At 47.9% G+C, this 20,073-nt stretch carries 13 protein-coding genes; 7 read left to right on the forward strand and 6 right to left on the reverse strand.

Annotated features, from left to right (window positions below; translation table 11 throughout):
* The first annotated feature begins 366 nt into the window (after positions 1 to 366).
* From KW844_RS03810 to KW844_RS03825, 4 genes are all read left to right on the forward strand, one after another.
* A complete protein-coding gene (locus tag KW844_RS03810) occupies positions 367 to 3,597 on the forward strand; it encodes a TonB-dependent receptor (RefSeq protein WP_218375388.1) in 3,231 nt (1,076 codons plus the stop codon).
* 20 nt (positions 3,598 to 3,617) lie between these two features.
* Complete coding sequence (locus KW844_RS03815; RefSeq protein WP_218375389.1) at positions 3,618 to 5,450, forward strand: RagB/SusD family nutrient uptake outer membrane protein; 1,833 nt, start codon at positions 3,618 to 3,620, stop codon at positions 5,448 to 5,450.
* Between the two features lie 11 nt (positions 5,451 to 5,461).
* Positions 5,462 to 7,054, forward strand: coding sequence for a DUF5123 domain-containing protein (locus tag KW844_RS03820; protein WP_218375390.1), 1,593 nt, complete (start codon positions 5,462 to 5,464; stop codon positions 7,052 to 7,054).
* A gap of 274 nt (positions 7,055 to 7,328) precedes the next feature.
* Complete coding sequence (locus tag KW844_RS03825) at positions 7,329 to 8,657, forward strand: polysaccharide lyase family 1 protein (protein ID WP_255578201.1); 1,329 nt, start codon at positions 7,329 to 7,331, stop codon at positions 8,655 to 8,657.
* 182 nt (positions 8,658 to 8,839) lie between these two features.
* Here KW844_RS03825 and KW844_RS03830 read toward each other — a convergent pair whose 3' ends face one another.
* From KW844_RS03830 to ppsA, 4 genes are all read right to left on the reverse strand, one after another.
* Positions 8,840 to 10,756, reverse strand: a complete 1,917-nt coding sequence (locus KW844_RS03830; protein ID WP_218375391.1) for an SPFH domain-containing protein — start codon at positions 10,754 to 10,756, stop codon at positions 8,840 to 8,842.
* A gap of 364 nt (positions 10,757 to 11,120) precedes the next feature.
* Positions 11,121 to 11,855, reverse strand: coding sequence for a hypothetical protein (locus KW844_RS03835; RefSeq protein WP_218375392.1), 735 nt, complete (start codon positions 11,853 to 11,855; stop codon positions 11,121 to 11,123).
* Between the two features lie 231 nt (positions 11,856 to 12,086).
* On the reverse strand, positions 12,087 to 12,512 hold the full coding sequence (locus tag KW844_RS03840; RefSeq protein ID WP_218375393.1) for a VOC family protein: 426 nt from the start codon (positions 12,510 to 12,512) through the stop codon (positions 12,087 to 12,089).
* A 59-nt stretch (positions 12,513 to 12,571) separates the two neighbouring features.
* Positions 12,572 to 15,001: a phosphoenolpyruvate synthase gene (ppsA, locus tag KW844_RS03845; protein ID WP_218375394.1), complete on the reverse strand. Its 2,430-nt coding sequence runs from the start codon at positions 14,999 to 15,001 to the stop codon at positions 12,572 to 12,574.
* A 150-nt stretch (positions 15,002 to 15,151) separates the two neighbouring features.
* Here ppsA and KW844_RS03850 point away from each other — a divergent pair, with 150 nt between their 5' ends.
* Positions 15,152 to 15,643 (forward strand): Lrp/AsnC family transcriptional regulator, encoded by a 492-nt coding sequence (locus KW844_RS03850; RefSeq protein WP_218375395.1) that lies wholly within the window; start codon positions 15,152 to 15,154, stop codon positions 15,641 to 15,643.
* Here KW844_RS03850 and KW844_RS03855 read toward each other — a convergent pair.
* Positions 15,636 to 16,256, reverse strand: a complete 621-nt coding sequence (locus tag KW844_RS03855) for a 2,3-diphosphoglycerate-dependent phosphoglycerate mutase (protein WP_218375396.1) — start codon at positions 16,254 to 16,256, stop codon at positions 15,636 to 15,638. The two genes, KW844_RS03850 and KW844_RS03855, sit on opposite strands and share 8 nt — an antisense overlap.
* An 84-nt stretch (positions 16,257 to 16,340) precedes the next feature.
* On the opposite strand from KW844_RS03855, the gene KW844_RS03860 reads away from it, so the two are divergent.
* Positions 16,341 to 16,775 carry a cupin domain-containing protein gene (locus KW844_RS03860; RefSeq protein WP_218375397.1) on the forward strand — a complete coding sequence of 145 codons (435 nt, stop codon included), beginning with the start codon at positions 16,341 to 16,343 and terminating at the stop codon, positions 16,773 to 16,775.
* Positions 16,776 to 16,991: 216 nt separating this feature from the next.
* Here KW844_RS03860 and KW844_RS03865 read toward each other — a convergent pair whose 3' ends face one another.
* On the reverse strand, positions 16,992 to 18,410 hold the full coding sequence (locus KW844_RS03865; protein ID WP_218375398.1) for an amino acid permease: 1,419 nt from the start codon (positions 18,408 to 18,410) through the stop codon (positions 16,992 to 16,994).
* Positions 18,411 to 18,554: 144 nt separating this feature from the next.
* Here KW844_RS03865 and KW844_RS03870 point away from each other — a divergent pair, with 144 nt between their 5' ends.
* On the forward strand, positions 18,555 to 19,991 hold the full coding sequence (locus KW844_RS03870; RefSeq protein ID WP_255578202.1) for an arylsulfatase: 1,437 nt from the start codon (positions 18,555 to 18,557) through the stop codon (positions 19,989 to 19,991).
* Positions 19,992 to 20,073: the final 82 nt, after the last annotated feature.

Raw genomic sequence — 20,073 nt, forward strand, 5'->3', positions numbered from 1 at the left:
GATACCGTTTTGAGTAGATGCGGTGTATTTTTGCCCATTCCCTCGCTGGTTTTCCGGCGAGGGATTTTTCATGCCCATTTACGTCAAAATGACCCTTTTGGGAACGATTGCGTAAATAAATAGGGTCAAACAGTTGGCGATTAGAAAATTAGACAGTAAACTTGTTACCAGAGCTATGGATCTGACCGACTAACAGGCTATCAGCTTTTCATTGGACACGTTAATGAAACTTAATCAAAAGAATGCTTCCTGACCTATAGACACCAACAATATATAGCACGTTATACAGCTGAAAAGCTGATTCTATCAACCTAAATTTCATTCGAAAGGAGTTCTTCACCGGACATTAAATCATTTTTTCCACTTATGAAAAGAATTCTTCTCCTTGTTGCCATTATATGTGGCAGTATGGCTGGCTTTGCCCAATCCCGTCAGGTAAAGGGAACTGTCACCAACAAAGAAGCAGGCGATCCCCTACCGGGAGTAACTGTTCGCCTTCGCAACACTTCAACAGGGGTTAATACAGATGTTAACGGCCGCTTCACGATCACTTTACCAAATGACAATGCAGCGGAATTGCAGTTTACCTACATAGGCTATCAGTCTAAAGTATTGCCTGTAAAACCTGGTCAAACCCTCAATGTTTCATTGGATCAAACCAATGCCAACATGAATGAAGTGGTGGTGGTAGGTTATGGAACCATGTCCCGCAGGGAATTTACGGGTTCCGTATCCAGCATCAATGCTACCAAAGAGTTAAAAGACATTCCGGCCAACACCGTGGCGGAAGCACTGGCAGGCCGCCTCGCCGGTGTGCAGGTAACCACTACGGAAGGTCGCCCTGGCGCAGAAATCCTCATCCGCGTACGTGGCGGCGGTTCCATCACACAGGATAACTCTCCGCTCTACATTGTAGACGGTATCCAGGTAGAAAATGCCCTCTCCTTGCTCTCTCCACAGGAAATCCAAAGCATCGATGTATTGAAAGATGCCGCTTCCACAGCCATCTACGGTGCACGCGGTGCAAACGGTGTGGTCATCATCACCACCAAAGGCGGTAAGGAAATGAAAACGAAGGTTAGTTATGATGGTTATGCCGGTACGCGCAGCATCGTCAACAAACTGCCCGTACTTAAACCTTATGACTATGTAAAGTATCAGTACAAAGTATATAACTACAATACAGATGAAGCTACGGCCAATGGTTTCCGTGATAAATACGGCCGCTGGGAAGACCTGGAATTATACAAAAATATGCCGTTTACCGATTGGCAGGATGAAGTGTTTGGTCGGGATGCAAAAAACCTGACGAACGTAGTAACCGTTAGCGGCGGTTCTAAAACCACCAGCTTTAATCTCACCCTGAATAACCTGAAAGACGACGGTATAATGCTCGAATCAGGTTATCGCCGCAATATGCTGTCATTCCGATTTGACCACCAGGCCTCCGACAGGCTGAAAGTGGGTCTCACGGCACGTTACGGCCGTCAGCGTGTAGACGGTGTAGGTACCTCCAATACAGGTTCCCAGGGTACCAACCGTTTACGTAACTCCGTTCGTTACAAACCATTTATAGGTACAGGTCAGGAAGATGTGGTGGATGTATTCGATCCGGAATATGCCAACCTCACCAACCTCACCAGCCCGGTATTACTGGCACACAACGAACTGAAATATGATTACCGCAATGACGGTAACTTCAGCGGCTACTTCAGTTATGACCTCACCAAAGACCTGACCTTCAAGTCAGTGGCAGGTATCACTGCCAACAATGGCCGTGCAAATACCTACAATGGTGAAGTGACCAGTGTTGCCCGTAGCAACGCAGGTTTGGCCGTAGTTAATATTACTACCGGTGAAACTACCACCCTCACTAATTCCAACACGCTGAACTATAAACACACCTTCGCCAGAAAGCATAATGTAAACGTGCTGCTTGGTCAGGAGTTATATCAAACAAAAGCCACTACTTTTAACTCCACCGTTAAATTTATGCCGGTGGACCTCACGCCGGAACAGGCTTTTGCAGGTATCGATAAAGCAACGCCGCCTTCCGGATATATCCAGGACCCTGCCTCCACCAGTGAATCGCAGGCCCGCCTGATCTCCTTCTTCGGCAGAGTAAACTACTCCTACGATAGCAGATACATGCTCACCTTAACCGGTCGTTATGATGGTTCTTCCAAATTCAACTACGACAATGGTTTTGCCTTCTTCCCATCCGCAGCAATCGCCTGGCGTGTGGCAGAGGAAAACTGGTTTAAAGAAGCAAATATCAGTTGGTTGTCAGATCTGAAATTCCGCGCCAGCTTAGGTACTTCCGGTAACAACCGTATTGCCAATGACCTGTTCCGCACAGTGTTTGATCCTAAAACTGCCAGCTACGCTTTTGAAGAAGCGGTAACACCAGGCCTGGCGCCGGTAGCACTCGCCAACCCACGTCTCAAATGGGAAACAACGGTTGCCCGTAACCTCGGTTTGGATGTGAGCTTCCTGGATAACAGAATCAACGCAACCCTTGACTTATATAACAACAATACCCGCGACCTCCTGCTGGCTGTACAGATTCCGCAAACTACCGGTTATGCCACACAGATGCAGAACGTAGGTAAAACTAAAAATACCGGTGTGGAATTACAGGTGAATGCTTCCCTTTTTGCTAAGAGGAAATTCAACTGGAATGTAAGCTTCAACATCGCACATAATAAAAATACCATCGTTAGCTTAGGTACTGATCCAAGTGGCAAACCGCTGAACTCTTACTTCGCACAATCCGGATGGGTAAACAGTTTGAACGATTTCCTCGTACAGGTAGGCTCACCTATTGGTCAGTTCTATGGTTACGTAACGGATGGCTACTACAGTGTGGATGATTTTGATTACAACGCATCTACCCAGAAGTATACCCTGAAATCAGATGTGCCTAACGCCGGCGCAGTAGCCTTAGGCAACAGAGATCCTCAGCCGGGTGACCTGAAGCTGAAAAAACTCACCGACGATAAAAACATGATTATCGGTGCCAACGACAGAACGGTATTGGGCAATGCACAACCTAAATTCTTTGGTGGTATCAATAACCAGTTTACCTGGAATGGCTTTGATATGAGCATCTTCCTGAACTTCTCCTACGGTAACAAAGTGTACAATGCCAACAGAATGGAGTTTACCACGCAGTACCTTTATAAAGACAATAACCTGCTGGAGATCATGAAAGATCAGTGGAAATGGTATGACGACAATGGCATGAAAGTAACAGATCCTGAAGCGCTGAAAGCATTGAATAAAGATACCAAGTACTGGTCCGCACCAGGTGGTAACTACTTCCTGCATTCATTTGCCATTGAAGACGGTTCTTTCCTCCGTATCAGCAACCTCACACTGGGTTACTCCGTGCCGGATAAACTGCTGAAACGTACGAATGTATTCTCTCGTTTCCGTGTATACGCTACCGTTAATAACCTGTATACTTTCACCAAGTACAGTGGGTTTGATCCGGAGGCTAATACCCGTCGCAATAATCCGCTGACACCGTCTGTTGATTACTCTGCGTATCCACGTAGCCGTTTCATCCTGGCTGGTATTAATGCTTCTTTCTAAGAATTTAATTGTGACTCATTATGCGTAAACGTACTTTATATACAATCGTGGCTGCTGCTGGTATGCTTACCGTGGCATCCTGTAAAAAATACCTGACAGTAGACTCGCCCTCTACTGTATTGCTGGACGATACTTTCAACAGCGTGTCTAACACCAACAGCGCCATCGTTGGTACCTATGCCATGCTGATCGGGGATAACGGTTACGGTAGCCGTATTGCTACGCTGTTCCCGCAATCCGGTGATGATTTCAGAACTTCCGGCGACTATAACGCGGACGACCGTCGGGGTATCAGCTGCTATGGTGCCAGTCCTTCCAATACTGACCTGCCCAACTGCTTTAACCAGCTGTTTAAAGGGATCGAACGTGCCAACAACTGTATCAAGTATATTCCATTGTCCAAGCCATATACTTCCGGCTCGGAGAATGATAAAAAAATGATGCGTAAGATGTTGGGTGAGGCGCTGACCTTACGTGCACAGTTTTACTATGAGGCAGTACGTAACTGGGGGGATCTGCCTGCGCATTTTGTACCGGCTGCGGACCTTACCGATCCTTACCTGCCGCGTACCAACCAGGATAGTATCCTGGACCACATCATCGCCGACCTGGCCACTGCGGAAGATATGGTGCCGTGGAGAAGTGAGTCGCCCGACCAGAATATCCGTGTAACCAAAGCTACCGTAAAAGGCCTGCGTGCAAGAATTGCGTTGGCGCGTGGTGGTTATGCACTCCGTAGCACATCCCAAACGATGGAGCGCGGAAGTGAATACAAAAAGTACTACCAGATAGCGATGGATGAGTGTAAAGATATCATGGATCATCCTACGGAACACTCCCTGAACCCGGTATATGAAAATCTCTTTAAAACCCTGCATTCCGCTACCAGACTGGATAATGAGCATGAGCTGATTTTTGAAGTGGGTGCGTTTGGTGGTAACGCCAGCTCTGATAGTAAGCTGGGATATTACAACGGTATGCGTCACAATGCCAGCTCAAAGTATGGTGGTGGTGGCGGTGGTATCAATGCCATTCCAACCTATTTCTATGAGTTTGATTCTATCGGGGATGTTAGGAGAGATGTAACCCTTAACAGCTTTGAAATTGACGCGGACAGCAAAAAAATCGCTACTACCGGTGCTGCCATGACGGATGGTAAGTTCAGACGTTCCTGGACGAGCATCATCGGAACCGCACAGAACCTGGCTGTAAACTGGCCTATTCTGCGTTTCGCAGATATCCTGCTGATGTATGCAGAGGCGGACAACGAAATCAACGGTGCACCTTCTGCTACTGCACAGGATGCATTGCTGAAAGTACGTAAACGTGCCTACGCAGGATTTGAGAGCAGAGTTCCGGATGTGCCACAGGATAAAGAAGGTTTTTTCAAAGCTATTGTACAGGAAAGATTACTGGAGTTTGGTGGTGAGGGTATCCGTAAATATGACCTTATCAGGTGGAACCTGTTAGCAACAAAATTTGCTGAAACTAAAGATAAGCTGCGTGAATTTATGAATGGTACCGGCAGATATGCTAACGTACCGGCATATATCTATACCAAAGCAGCCGCCTACGGCGTGAAATCCTCCGCAGAAGAAATGTCTACGCTGGATCTGTATGGTGGCGCAGCTTCCAAAGTATTCTTCGAGCCGGGCCTCGGTACCGCTTCTGCACCAAGCGGATCAGGATACACCTCCAAAGCATGGCGGGCATCTGTAAATGAAGATTATATCAGCGGCGACCGCAAAGGGTATGTACGCTACTTCGAAGCCAACAAGAAAGAGCTGTTCCCGATTCCGCTGGATGCGATGAACAGTAATTACAAACTTGAGCAGAACTTTGGTTACAAATAAATATCCCTATCATGACTATCAGACTTAAATATAATTCCATCATAGTACTGCTGCTGGCAGTAGCTGGCCTGTGGTCCTGCAAGCGTACCGAAGATGAGCTGGCCATGCCGCGTGCATTCATGCCATCCGGTGATATCAGTATCTCTTCGGAAGATACTGTGGCTATCCTTACCTGGAAGGCCGCACTATATACCACGAAGGCTACCTACACGGTGGATTTATCGAAGGATACTACCTTCGCTACCTACGAACATCGGTTTACGACAGATACCTCCGGCATCAGGATCAGTGATGACTACCTGACACCGCGTACGAAATATTTTGTAAGAATACGCACTAACGATGCCGATAGTACGAAAAATTCGCACTGGCTGACCAGCAAAAGCTTCTCCATCTCCGGGGAACAATGGCTGATCAATCCTGCTGCTACCGATATCATCGACAAGGCAGCTGTGATCAGCTGGAAACCAGCTGCGGGCTTCGTGAAGCTGGAACTGAAAGCAAACGGCTTACCGGCGCTTACAGTGCCTTTGGATGCAGTTGCCAGTCAGGCCGGGCACATTCAGGTGAATGGTCTCAAAGCAGCTACACTCTATAATGTAGAGATATATGATGCCGCAGGAAAAAGCAAAGGTTATATATCCTTCACTACCAAAAGTGGTGTGCCTGCAAACGGCGCAGTGATAGATCTTTCTGAAATCACGGGTCGCCCTTCTGTACTGATGGATACGATTGGCGTGGTGCCTTCCGGCAGCACCATCATCCTCAGACGTGCAGAAAATTACGCTATCACCTCAGAAGTAGTGCTGAACAAGACGTTGAGCATTGTAGCTGAAATTAGTTTTAATCCTGCTTATCCGGTCATTACGTTTAACAGCGCCATGAACCTGACTGCCGGTGCCACTATTGACTCTCTGCAATTCCAGGAAGTAACGCTGAAAGGTGCCGTATATACCGGTTCTTATGTGATGAACATCAATAAAGCCGGCAGCATTGGTAAAGTGAAGTTTGAATCCTGCAACCTGGAAATGTTCCGTGGTGTGGTACGCGTACAAACAGCAGATGCAGCAGGTACAGCCATCAATACCATCAGCTTTAACAATTGTGTGATTGATAGTATTGCAGATTACGGAGTTGTAAATGGTAATGCACAATCGGCCCTGGCTAATATTAAATTTACCAACAGCACTTTGTATAAAATGCAGAAGGTAGTAGTGGGCGCTAAACAGGCAGAAACAGTAGAATTTACTAACTGCACCATCAACGAAGCGCCGCAGGGCGGCGGTAGCGCCTACCTGGTGGACTTCAACGCCATCAACGTAACCGGTGGTATTAAGTTCAATAGTTGCATCATTGGCCATGGAAGGATCAATGGAAGTGCAATAACGGTAAGGGGCGCACGCGCAGGTACCGGTACTTCTATATCTTCCAGCAGTACCTATACTACTGGTGACTATTCCGCAACAGCTAATGCGATACCTGGTGTAACGGCCTATAGCAGCACTGTATCAGCGCTGTTCACCGACCCATATAACGGAATCTTCAGAATTAAGGACAGCGGCTTCCCTGGCAAATCAATTGCCGGTGATCCGCGGTGGAGATAAGGGCGTTCGGCCTTCGCGATCTTTTTTTCTCGCAAAGCAGCATAAGGGGCATAAGCAGCAAAGGCCTGCATTTGTTCCAAAAAGTTTATCTGAATAAGGAGGAGACCGAAGGTCTCCTCCTTATTCTTAAATGGTCAGCCAATGGCTGACCATTTAAGAATAAATCATAACCAACAAAACATAATCCTTAGCTGCTTTCCTGCTTTGCTGCTTTGCGAGAAAAAAAGATAAAATACCCTCCTTCGCGAGAAAAATCATTTAACACGTTATTCATATGAAATTCATCAGCAAAAATTTTTTCTGGCAGATGATGATGGGAGGATGCCTGTTAGCTGCCGATGCTAATGCGCAGCAGCAGGCTTTTCCTGGTGCCGAAGGGTTTGGGCAGTTTGCCAGCGGCGGACGGAATGGAAAAGTCATCTATGTTACCAACCTGGAAGACGATGGTCCGGGTAGTTTTCGGGCGGCATTAGCTGCCAAAGGGCCGCGTACCATTGTGTTTGGTGTGTCCGGCACCATCCCGCTGCAATCTCCCATTCGTATTAAGGAAGGCGATGTCACCATTGCGGGGCAGTCGGCTCCGGGCGATGGGATTTGTGTACGCAACTATCCGACCTATGTAGAGGCTAACAATGTTATCATCCGGTATATGCGTTTCCGTTTGGGAGATGACTCCCATAAGGAAGGCGATGCCCTTGGCGGCCGCAACACAGATAACGTTATCATTGACCATTGTTCCGTAAGCTGGGCGATGGATGAATGTGCATCCTTCTACTATAACAGCAATTTCACGCTGCAGTGGTGCCTGGTGGCAGAAGCGCTGAATGAATCGTTTCATATCAAAGGGGCACATGGATATGGTGGTATCTGGGGTGGGAGGAAGGCCAGCTTTCATCACAACCTGATCGCTAATAATAACAGCCGTAATCCCCGTTTCAGTGGTTCCAGCAGCACTACCAATAGTGCGGATGAACTGGTGGACTATCGCAACAACGTAGTGTATAACTGGGGGTTCAATAGTTCTTATGGTGGGGAGAAAGGGCGATATAACATGGTGAACAACTATTACAAAGCAGGCCCGGCTACACAGAAGAAAGTGAGGAGCAGGATTATTAATCCTTCTGAGCCCTATGGGCAGTTTTATGTAGATGGTAACTTCGTTTATCAGGACCCTGCCGTAACGGCCGCTAATACGAATGGGGGCGTACAATGTAACGATCCTGCAGCAGCCGTGGTGAAGGTGCCGTTCGAAGTGAGCGCTGTCACCACCACAGATGCGCTCAATGCCTATAAAGCAGTATTGGCCTCCGCCGGTGCCAGCCTACGGAGAGACGCGGTGGATACGCGTATCATTCGCGAAGTGGAATCCGGCATCTCCACAAATGGTAAAAAACAAAATGGGATTGTAGATACACCGGCCGAAGCGGGTGGCTACCCGGAGCTCAAATCAGTACCTGCTCCGCAGGATACAGATGGCGACGGGATGCCGGACGCCTGGGAAAAAGCCAACGGGCTGAATGCGAAAGTGGCGGATGGTAATGGTCATCAGTTGGATAAAGGGTATACAAACCTGGAAGTGTATTTGAATAGTTTGGTGAAATAATTGTGCTGCATCAAAAATAAACGACGTAAACAATTGCCTGACTTCATCAGGCATGCGAATGACCAGAGGCTGTATCATACTTTTGATACAGCCTCTTTGCGTGTCGGAATTATTCGGGAAATAAAAAAAGCGCTGCAGACGCAGCGCTTCGGTGGCTATAGATGGCGGAAGGCGAGCAGCAGTTACTGCTCGTTTTGTTTATCTGACTTTCTTTTTGCTACATCTTCGAGCAGCTTTAGGCCGAGGAGTCCGGACATTGGGCCGCTGGTGCCATCTGCTCCGCCGCCTATCAGGATTTCAGGCATGATGCGGATGTTTTGTTCACCAATGGCTTCCATCACTTTCAGCTGGGTGAAGTTATCACCACCCATTGCTTCTACGGCGAGCTTGTACGATTCTGCGCTGGCCTGACCGGTAGCAAGAATTTTTTCTGCCTCTGCTCTACCGATGAGGGAGATTTTTTCTGCATCGGCTTTCGCGGTCCATTCGGTGCGTTCTGCTTCTGCTTTCGCAAGCAAGCGTACTTTTTCGGCCTCCCCGGCAGCCATCAGTTTCATGCGGTCGCTTTCGGCGGTTGCCTGCAAACGTACGCTGTTGGCGTCACCGGTAGCTTTTTTCACTGCGGCATCGGCGATACGTTCAGCGATCCAAACACCCTGGTCGGCCTTTACGATCTCCTTCTGTATTTCTGCAATCGCCGTTTCTTTTTCCAGTTTCTGACGTGTTTCCTGCGCCAGTCTTTCCGTGTCGTAGGTCACTTTCTGCTCCTCTGCAATCTTACGATCGGTGAGGGTTTTCATCAGTGTTTCCGGTGGTACGATATCGCCGATGAGGGTGTCAACGCCGTGTACGTTATATTGTTCCAGCACGTGGCCGATATGTTCCTTAGCAGAGTCCTGCCGTTCTTTACGACTGGTTAAAAATCCGATCACATCTGACCCTTGCGCACTGTTACGGAAATAGTTACCGATAGTAGGTTCCAGCACCTGCGTTACCAGGTTGCTCATGTTACCAAATCGCGCAATTACTTTAGGTGCTTCGTTGGTAGGGATGTGGATGATCTGTGCTACGTCCAGGTTGAAAGTAAAACCATCTTTACTACGCACGGTGATGGTAGACAGGTTTTTATCCAGCTGGTGTGCTTCACTGCGGGCTGCGGCCCAGTTGAGCACCAGGTTGGTGGTAGGCACCAGTTCTACTTTCATGATATAAGGGTTGATAGGGTATTTACCTGGTCCCAGGGGTTCGGCCCATACACCTTTATTGCCTTTGCTGACGATGTTACCATGCTTAAACTCCGCACCACTGAGGTCTATGCCATCACTACCTACGAAGGAGATCACCACGCCTACGTGACCGATCGCGATTTCCGTCATTTTCACCAGTTCAATACGCGCATACCAGGGGTTGATAAAGTAGGAACCTGCGAGTACTACCTGCTCCTGTAACCCTTTGTAGCCGCCATTCTCCAGGAAGGTGTCCACATCCTGGAAGTTGTTATGATGGTCAATATGTTTACCTGCGATTGAGCCGGCTTCCAGTGCTTTACCTTCAAGTGTGGTAACAATACCTACTGCATTTTCAGGCACTGTGATACTGTCTGTTAACTCCACTTCGAACAGGAAAGTATTGATACGATAGGAGCCTGGTGTGATGATGGCTGTTTGCCGCCCTTTACGCCCACCATTTTTCAGAAATGCGGCTGCGTCCTGGTAGGTGTCGCAAGGCACTTTGCGGGCGAGTATGGAGCCTGTTTCCAGCTCCATACCATCTTTTGCCAGCACCAGTCCGATCTTACCGGTAGGGATGATGGTAAACGGCTGGAACGACACGCTGTACTGCCATATCCAGCGCCAGAAATAGATGCCGGGGGCCAGTGTTTGCGCCTGGAAACCCGCTTGTCCGTCTGTAGCAATAATGCGGCCTTCCGGCAGTTCCTGCTTACCCAGCAGCACAAATTTTTTGGTCACCAGACCAATACGGTCCTCCGGTACAATCACAACGCCAAAGAGCATACGAAGTATGACTTTATGCAATACCAGGAGTAGTATGGGCACAGCAATAGCTATTACCCACGTAAGTGTAGATACGTTTTCCATTGTTAGGGATGTTAGAAATGTTTGTGTTGAAAATTACATCAGATGGTTATGTAGCTGAAGTCATACATCAAAGGGGCCCCCTTTAATTTTTGTGGCGCTATATATCCAAAAGGTATGCCAGAAGTATTTTATGCGCGAGGCGGAGAAGTATTGAACTTAGATAAGATGTAGGCAGTGAGGAACGTTATAATGTCCGAATTGTCAGATTCCATTGTGGTTGAAATTACGGTGTAAATGTGGAGAAAATCCCGGAATCCGCAAAATTATTTTGAAGGGGTAGATAAGAATATTCATTGTTACAAAGGCTGGGAGGCCCGGCCTTTGCAATGATTTCTCCCGGCCACCGGCCGGGAGAAATCATTGCTTATTTAGTAGTTGTTTCCATATTGATTGCATTCACCGCCTGCGCCAGCACTACTTCATCAAAGCCGTTATTGGCAATCATGAATTTCTTGGCTGTTTCTGCTGCCTGCGGATCATTGTCGAATGCGGCCAGGATGTTTTTACGCTTCAGTACCACTTTGGTAGCCTTATCGTTTTGCACGAGGTAATAAGTATACTTGCGTCTGAACTCATTGTAAAGTTTACCGGTTTGTATCATACCTTTATCCACGTAATCTGCTTTGGAGTACAGTATGGCTACATCTTTCAGTAAAGTATATTTTCCTGTGGATGACAGTTGTTCCACAAATTTCATGGAACCGTTCAGGTAGGCACGAACAAAGAAGCGCATTTCATCTCCTTTTTTGAAGTGCAGCGCCTGCACGTTATAGATCTCCGGCGCAAAGGCTTTGCCGTTACCTCCCTTGATGATTAGTTGATTCTTTTGCAGATCCAGGTTGGCTTCATATATAACTGATTTCTGTACCGGTTTGTTGTCCAGTGAATCCAGCCACATGTAAGCCCATCCGTCATAAAGGTAAGGAGTGCCAACTGTATTGGCGGTGGTAGTAAAGTTGTACACCATATTTGTTCCCATAGTGAGCTGGTCTATAGCATTGATGTATTGCGAAGTACGTAAGTAACCGGTTGAATCCTGGGCTACAACAGTAAAGCAGAAAGACATCAACAAACAAAAAGCAATGGCTAACGATTTCATAAGCGATAAAAATTAGTTGGGTTGAGGGCAAAAGTATTAAAAATTGCGCTCACTCCGCAGCTCATTTGCCGCAAATTTATCTTGTTGGGGAGGAAAGGCTGGAACCCACACAGCCGGCACCTTTTGTGCCAGCTGTACATCGGTCAATGTGTGGGTATCCGATAATCAGCATTTTCATGCTCCGGAAGCTATGGTGGGTAAATACCCCCGGGGTAGCTGTTCATAAATATCTTAAGGCAGCAGTACTTGCCCCTGCTCATTCATTTCCCAGAATGGATTATGCGCCACTTCAAATAAATGCCCGTCAGGATCTGTGAAATAGCCGCTATAGCCTCCCCAGAAAACCTCTTCTGCCGGTTTTACTATCGTGCCGCCGGCTTTTGCCGCAAGCGCCAGTACAGCATCGGTTTCTTCGCGGCTACGGGTGTTGTAAGCCAGCGTAATTCCTCTGAAGCCATTACCCGCTGCAGATTGGTTGGCATCTGCTGCCAGCGAATCCCAGCCAAATAAAGAAAGCACCATGCCTCCCAGCGAAAAGAAGGCTACCGCATCCTGGCTGTCAGATGATTTCTTCCAGCCTAATCCTTCTTCGTAAAATTTCAATGAGCGACTCAGGTCCCTCACGCCTAATGTTATAAGTGTTAGCCTTTGCTGCATATGGATGTATTTTGCTAATAAATTTAGTAAAATAAATCCATATGCAGATAGATGTATCGTTAAATTTCTACTGCTTCCAACTCTGCCTCCTGGATGGCTTTCAGCGTTTTAGTTACCGCATCAGGCGTAACGGAAATACTGTCAATGCCCATGCTGATCAGCATCCGCGTAAACTCAGGGAAATCGGAGGGCCCCTGGCCGCAGATGCCCACCTTTACACCTTTTTCTTTTGCCACGCTGATAAGCCTGGCAATCATGCGCTGTACCGCCGGATTCATTTCGTTGTATAAAGGGGCTACTATGCTGGAGTCCCTGTCCAGCCCCAGGGTGAGCTGGGTGAGGTCATTAGAGCCAATGGAAAATCCGTCAATGAATTCCGAAAACTCCTCCGCCATTATAATATTACTTGGCAGCTCCGCCATCAGGTATACTTCCAAACCTTCTTCGCCGCGTTTCAGGCCAAATTCTTCCATTACACCCAGTACTTTCTGCAACTCTTCTACGGTACGGCAAAAAGGAATCATTACCACTACATTTGTTAAACCCATTTGCTCACGTACTTTGCGGATCGCCTCACATTCCAGGCGGAACGCTGGTTTGTACGCATCGGAATAATAGCGGGAAGCACCTCTCCAACCAATCATCGGGTTCTCCTCTGCCGGCTCAAAATACTTACCTCCCAGTAAGTTGAAATATTCATTGCTCTTAAAATCAGAGAAGCGCACAATCACTTTTTCCGGATAGCAGGAGGCGGCAATCTTGCCTACACCATATGCGAGCTGGTTAATGAAGTAATCAGATTCACTGTCATGCCCCTTTATCAGCTGCGTTATTTTTTTGGTGAGATCTGCATCCTTCAACTCCCTGTGGTTTAGTAACGCAAGCGGGTGTGCTTTGATATAGTTGTTAATAATAAACTCTTCTCTTGCCAAACCTATGCCCCGGTTAGGCAAATGGGTATATTGAAATGCCATGGCCGGCGTGCCTACATTCAGCATCAGCTGGGTGTTTACCTGCGGCAGCAGGGATAAGTCCATTTCCAGCTCTTCTATCGGCAGGATGCCATCATACACCACACCTTCGGTCCCTTCTGCGCAACTGATGGTGATGGGCTGCCCTGATGTGAGTTTGTCGGTGGCATCGCCGCAGCCAACAATCGCCGGAATTCCCATCTCCCTGGCAACAATAGCAGCATGACAAGTTCTTCCTCCTTTGTTGGTAACAATGGCCGACGCCATTTTCATAATCGGTTCCCAGTCAGGATCGGTCATGTCGGTTACCAGTACATCTCCGGGCTGGAAGCCAAGCCCCGCATTGAGCCTGTTATCCAGTGAAAACAGGATGTTGACATGGCCTGCGGCAATTTTATCACCCACGGCGATACCGCGTACGATTTCCTCGCGGGGCGCACCGTTGTCATTGATCACGTACGACTTCACCTTATTATGATCCTTTCGGGAATGAATGGTTTCCGGCCTTGCCTGTACGATGTACAGTTCGTTGGTAAGTCCATCCAGCGCCCATTCTATGTCCATCGGGCACCAGTGGCCTTTCTTCTGTGTATAGTAAGCCTCAATGCAATTCACCCACGAGGCCAGCTGTATAATATGCGCATCGCTGAGGCAGAACTTATGCAAGGCCTGTTTTTCTACCGGAATAATTTTCGTTCTCTCATCACCACCTTCTCCATACACCATTTTTTTATCTTTCTGTCCGAGCTTCTTTTCTACGATGGGCGTATAACCTTTGTCCAGCAAGGGTATGAAAACAATGAATTCATCCGGGCTCACGGCGCCCTGTACCACCATTTCTCCCAAACCCCATGAACCATTGATCAGCACTACATCCCTGAAGCCAGATTCCGTATCGAGGGAAAAGGCTACACCGGAAGCCCCCAGGTCGGAGCGCACCATTTTCTGTACACATACGGATAAGCCTATACTAAAATGATCAAAGCCAAAGGTAGAGCGGTAGCTGATGGCACGGTCAGTGAAGAGGCTGGCGAAGCAGTTTCTGACAGCGTCAATCAGCGCAACAGGGCCGCGTACGTTCAGGAATGTTTCCTGCTGACCGGCAAAAGAAGCGTCTGGTAAGTCTTCCGCAGTAGCAGAACTACGTACCGCCACATCCGTTTGATCCTGTCCGTATTCGCGGGACAGCTCATTGTAAGCGTCAATAATCTGGCTGCTCAGCTCATATGGGAAGCGGGTGCTGCTGATAGCCTGGCGGATACGCATGCCCGCGCGGCGCAGGCTGGTAATATCTTCAAAGTCAATATGGGTAATCTGTTCGCGGATATAGGTTTCCAGCCCGCTATGTTGCAGGAAGTCGTAATACGCTTTGGTGGTAATGGCAAAACCGGTTGGAATTTTCACACCTGCCTGGGTGAGGTTGCCTATCATTTCACCGAGGGAGGCGGATTTGCCACCTACGAGCGGCAGCGATTCCATCGTCACGGCTTCGAGTGGGAGAATTATATGATCTTTCATAACCTGCTGTTTAGGCAATGAAGGTATCCCCCGATACGGGTTCCTGAATCGATTGATTCCCAACACCGAAAACAAATCCGAATTAGGGTGTTGATTCGGAATTTTTTTCAGCATTTGTGACCGGATACCTATTTTTGGAGAAAATCAGACATGGCCTTCATCCCCGATATGCTCGATATGTGTATTTTGGACATACTTCAACAGGATGCGCGCACCACCAATAAGGAGATTGCCGCAAAGCTGGGGAAGTCTGTTACTGCTATATTCGAGCGTGTGAAAAGGCTGGAAGCAGAAGGTTATATACTGGGCTACATTGCCGTACTCAACAAAAATAAGCTGGGAAACGCGCTGGTGGCCTATACCAGCGTTACGCTGGATATGCACGGGCACGAGAGATTATCGGCCTTTGAGGAAAGCATAAACGGCTTTGCGGAGGTGCAGGAGTGCTATAAGATGAGTGGCCAGTTCGATTACCTCCTCAAAATTGTGACCGCTGACATGGAGGCCTATGATGGTTTTTATTCCCATAAACTCTCCAAACTGGATAATATCCGTAAAATCCGGAGTCTGTTTGTACTATCTGAAACCAAGCAGGAGCCCGGGTTACATTTAAAGACTGATTTTATTAACCGCACTAAATAGTGAGGCCATATCGTGCCCGTAAGCTATCCATCATGGCGCGATTAAAATGGTAGGTCAGCGGAAAGCCGGTAGCTATCTCTCTTTGCAGGATTTCCTCCTGTGTCAGATTATCAATAAACATCACGAGTGCACGCAAACTATTGCCATGGGCTACGATCAGCACATTTTCTGCTGCTTCCATATGAGGCAGTATGGTGTGCATAAAATAAGGTACCACGCGATTATAGGTATCTTCCAGACTTTCTCCGCCTGGCGGGCGTGTGCTGAAGGAGCGGCGCCAGATATGCACCTGCGCCTCGCCGTATTGCGCTGCGGTATCAGCTTTGTTGAGGCCTTCCAGGTCGCCATAGGCGCGCTCGTTCAGTGCTTTATCCATCACAACAGGGATGCCTGTTTCACCGCAGTTTTGCAGCACAAGGTCCAGCGTATGCCGGGCCCGTATCAGGGTAGATGTAAAAGCAATATCTATCGGCTCGCCCCGTAATTCCTTACCTGCATCAATGGCTTCCTGCACCCCTTTTTCGGAGAGGTCTATGTCTTTCCAGCCGGTGAACCTGTTTTCCAGATTCCACAGGGATTGGCCGTGGCGGATTAAAAACAATTTAACGCTCATGGGTCTTTTTGTATATTACAGTTAGATAAAGTAATTTGTTGATACCCCACATCTCTATCAAATATAAACCCAAAACATACCCTTATGAAAAGTAAAGTTATCCGATCAGCAGAAGGCTCCCGGTTGGTAGTGTTGGGAGATAATCAAACTTTTAAATTTACCGGGGAAGATACCGGAGGACTCTTTACCACGTTTATCCAGGAAAATCCGCCAGGGGTACAGGTTCCCAAGCACAGGCATACGAATGAAGATGAATTTTTTCATGTGATCGGCGGTGAGGTAGAATTTATGGTAGAAGACGATTTACACATTTTACAGGCAGGTGATATGGTTTTTCTGCCGAAAGGGGTGGCACATGGGTTCAAAATAACAGGTAATAGCCCTGCACGGGTAGAATGCAGCGTGTATCCTTCGGGGTTAGAACATATGTTTGATGAACTGGGACGTTTGCCTGTAGGTCCACCTGATCTGGCTGCGGTGGCAGCTATTTGTGGTAAGTATGGGGTGCATTTTGTGTGAGGAGCTTTTAGCCTTTACCCTACGCGATTAACGGAGTATTAGTGGTACATCCCGTTCTGCTGGTTCTGCAATGCCAGGCTTTGTTTGCGGTTAACAGGGTACTGGTGGTACATCTTCGTTCTGCTGGTTCTGCAGTGCCAGGTTTTGTTCGCGAATAACAGGGTACCACCAGTACCCTGTTATTCGCGAACAGGTCTATGCCCGGTCAGTTGTTGTTTAACTGGCTTTATTTCTCTTTACAATCATATAACAGATATACAGAAACAGCAGCCAGCCTGGCATCAGTGCCACCGGCAGCTTCATTCCGGTAATCCACATCAGCACCAGTATGCCCGTTAAAAATATCAGGCAGATGTAGTTGGAAACCGGGTATATGAAGGAAGGGAATTTTGTTTTTTCCTGGTGTAATTGTTTGTTTTGCTTAAACTTCAGGTGCACTACGCTGATCATGATCCAGTTGATAATGAGGGAGCTCACCACCAGCGACATCAATACTTCCAGCGCTTTTTCCGGCATCAGCTTATTTACAATAATACAGATGGCAGCAAACAGGCCTGAAACGAGTATGGCCTGCACCGGTACACTGTTTTTATTGAGTTTAGAGAGAAATTTTGGCGCATTGCCTTGTTCTGCCAGGCCGTACAACATGCGGCTGTTGCTATATACACAACTGTTGTATACCGATAACGCAGCTGTCAGCACAATCAGGTTGAGTACATTGGCAATGAGGCTGGTGAAGTAAACAGTTTTGCCAAACATAGTGAACTGGAAGCCTTTCAGACTTTCAAATACCATCACAAACGGACTGCTGTCCGTAGTTATGCTTTTCCAGGGAGATAGGGAGAATAATATAATCAACGCACCCACGTAAAAAATCAGGATACGATAGATCACCTGGTTAGTAGCTTTCGGAATTGTTTTTTCCGGCTGATCCGCTTCCGCAGCGGTGATGCCTATCAGCTCCAATCCCCCGAAGGAGAACATGATCAGCGATATGGCCGCCAGTAATCCCTGGTAGCCGCCGTGCCCGTCGGCCTGCATAAGGCCTTTAGGGAAAAAGCCCCCGTCGTTCCAGAGGTTGGCCACCGTTGCCTGCGGACCACCGCTGCCACTAACGAGCAGGTATACCCCAAATATAATCATGGCGATGATGGCCACTACCTTTACAATGGAGAACCAGAATTCTGCTTCGCCGTATACTTTAACAGAAGTAAGATTGAGCGCATTGATAGCCACAAAAAAGAAGCAGCTGCTGGCCCACAGTGGTATTTCCGGCCACCAGAAGTGAACATAAACGCCAATGGCGGTCAGCTCCGACATGCTCACCAGAATATATAAGATCCAATAGTTCCATCCGGAAGCAAAACCGGCAAAGGTACCCCAGTATTTATAGGCAAAGTGGCTGAAACTGCCGGAAACCGGCTCTTCTACCACCATTTCTCCCAATTGGCGCATAATAAAGAATGCTATGACACCTGCCAGGGCATAGCCTAAAATAACGGAGGGACCGGCCAGCACCGCCGCAGGACCAATGCCGAGGAACAAACCCGTTCCGATAGCACCTCCCAGGGCAATAAGCTGTATATGCCTGTTTTGCAGCCCTCTCTTAAGATGCTGCTCTTCTGATTTAGCCATTGTAGTTGTTAAGTTGATTGCTATAGGTAGGCTGCAATATGAGCAATTTTGCTATAATCTTCGTAAAAAAATAATATAAGATCGCCCCTGGCTATGATAAGTGTACTTTGAACGTTAATTTAGCTTCCAGAAAAAACCGCGTGCATGATAACAATGAAAAGAATCGGATTAACCGCCCTGCTCGGGGCAGGGTTAGTTGGCCTGTCGCCCCTGGCTGCCCAACAGAAAAAGCCCAACATCATTTTTATTTTAGCTGACGACCTTGGCTACGGCGATCTCAGTGTGTACGGACAAAAGCAATTCACGACCCCCAACATCGACCAACTGGCCACTGAAGGGAAGCGCTTCACCCAGTTTTATGCCGGCACCTCCGTGTGTGCGCCCTCCCGCTGCTCTTTCATCTCCGGAAAACATACCGGACATACCTACATCAGAGGCAACAAAGAAATGAAGCCGGAAGGCCAGCAGCCTATTGCCGATACCGTGATCACCCTGGCTGAAGTACTGAAAAAAGGTGGTTACAAAACCGGAACCTTCGGTAAATGGGGCCTGGGGCCGGTGAAATCTGAAGGTGATCCCATCACACAGGGCATCGATCAGTTCTATGGCTATAACTGTCAGAGCGAAGCGCATCGTTACTATCCTTCTCACCTCTGGAACAACGATACCCGCGTGGAACTCACCGCCAACGGCGATCTGGAACATACGTTACAATATGCCCCGGATAGCATCCAGCAACAGGCACTGCGCTTTATGGACGATAATAAAAACCAGCCTTTCTTCCTCTGGCTCACCTACAACCTGCCGCATGCAGAGCTGCTGGTGCCGGAAGACAGTATCCTGCAACAGTTTAAAGGCAAGTACCCGGAAAAACCATACAAGGGCATTGAATATAATACCGGCGGTGGTAAGCACGGCTATGTATCCCAGCAATATCCGCACGCCAACTTTGCCGCAATGGTTACCAGGCTGGATATTTACGTAGGCCAGGTGATGGCTAAGCTGAAAGAGCTGGGACTCGATGAAAATACCCTCGTGATTTTCACCAGCGACAACGGCCCGCATGCCGAAGGGGGCGCCGATCCGGTGTTTTTCAACAGCAGCGGTGGATTCCGGGGTATCAAAAGAGATTTGTATGAAGGCGGTATCCGAGTGCCTTTCATTGCCAGATGGAGCGGTAAAATCCAGCCTAACACCACCTCCGATTACGCAGGAGCTTTCTGGGATATGATGCCCACCTTCGCTGTACTGGCAGGACAAAAAGCCCCGGCCAATATCGACGGTATCTCCATTGTACCGGAACTCACAGGCAAAGGCAAACAAAAACAGCATCCTTTCCTGTACTGGGAGTTCCATGAAAACAACGGCCGCCAGGCAGTACGCATGGGCAACTGGAAAGGAGTGAAATACAATGTGCAGAAAGATCCCGGAGCAGGACTAGAGTTATATGAACTAACTACCGATCCCCAGGAGAAAAATAATGTGGCTGCGCAGTATCCAAAAATTGTGGCAGAGATGAATGATATTATGAAGAGAGAACATGTGGAATCCGCTGTGTTTCCACTGTTTGGTCAGCGATAAGCTAAAGTAATATACAAATGCGAACGGGCCCAACTTGGGCCCGTTCGCATTTGTAATATAAAAACTACCGCCGCTATTTTAA

The sequence above is a fragment of the Chitinophaga sp. sic0106 genome (assembly GCF_019219075.1).
Taxonomy (GTDB): Bacteria; Bacteroidota; Bacteroidia; order Chitinophagales; family Chitinophagaceae; genus Chitinophaga.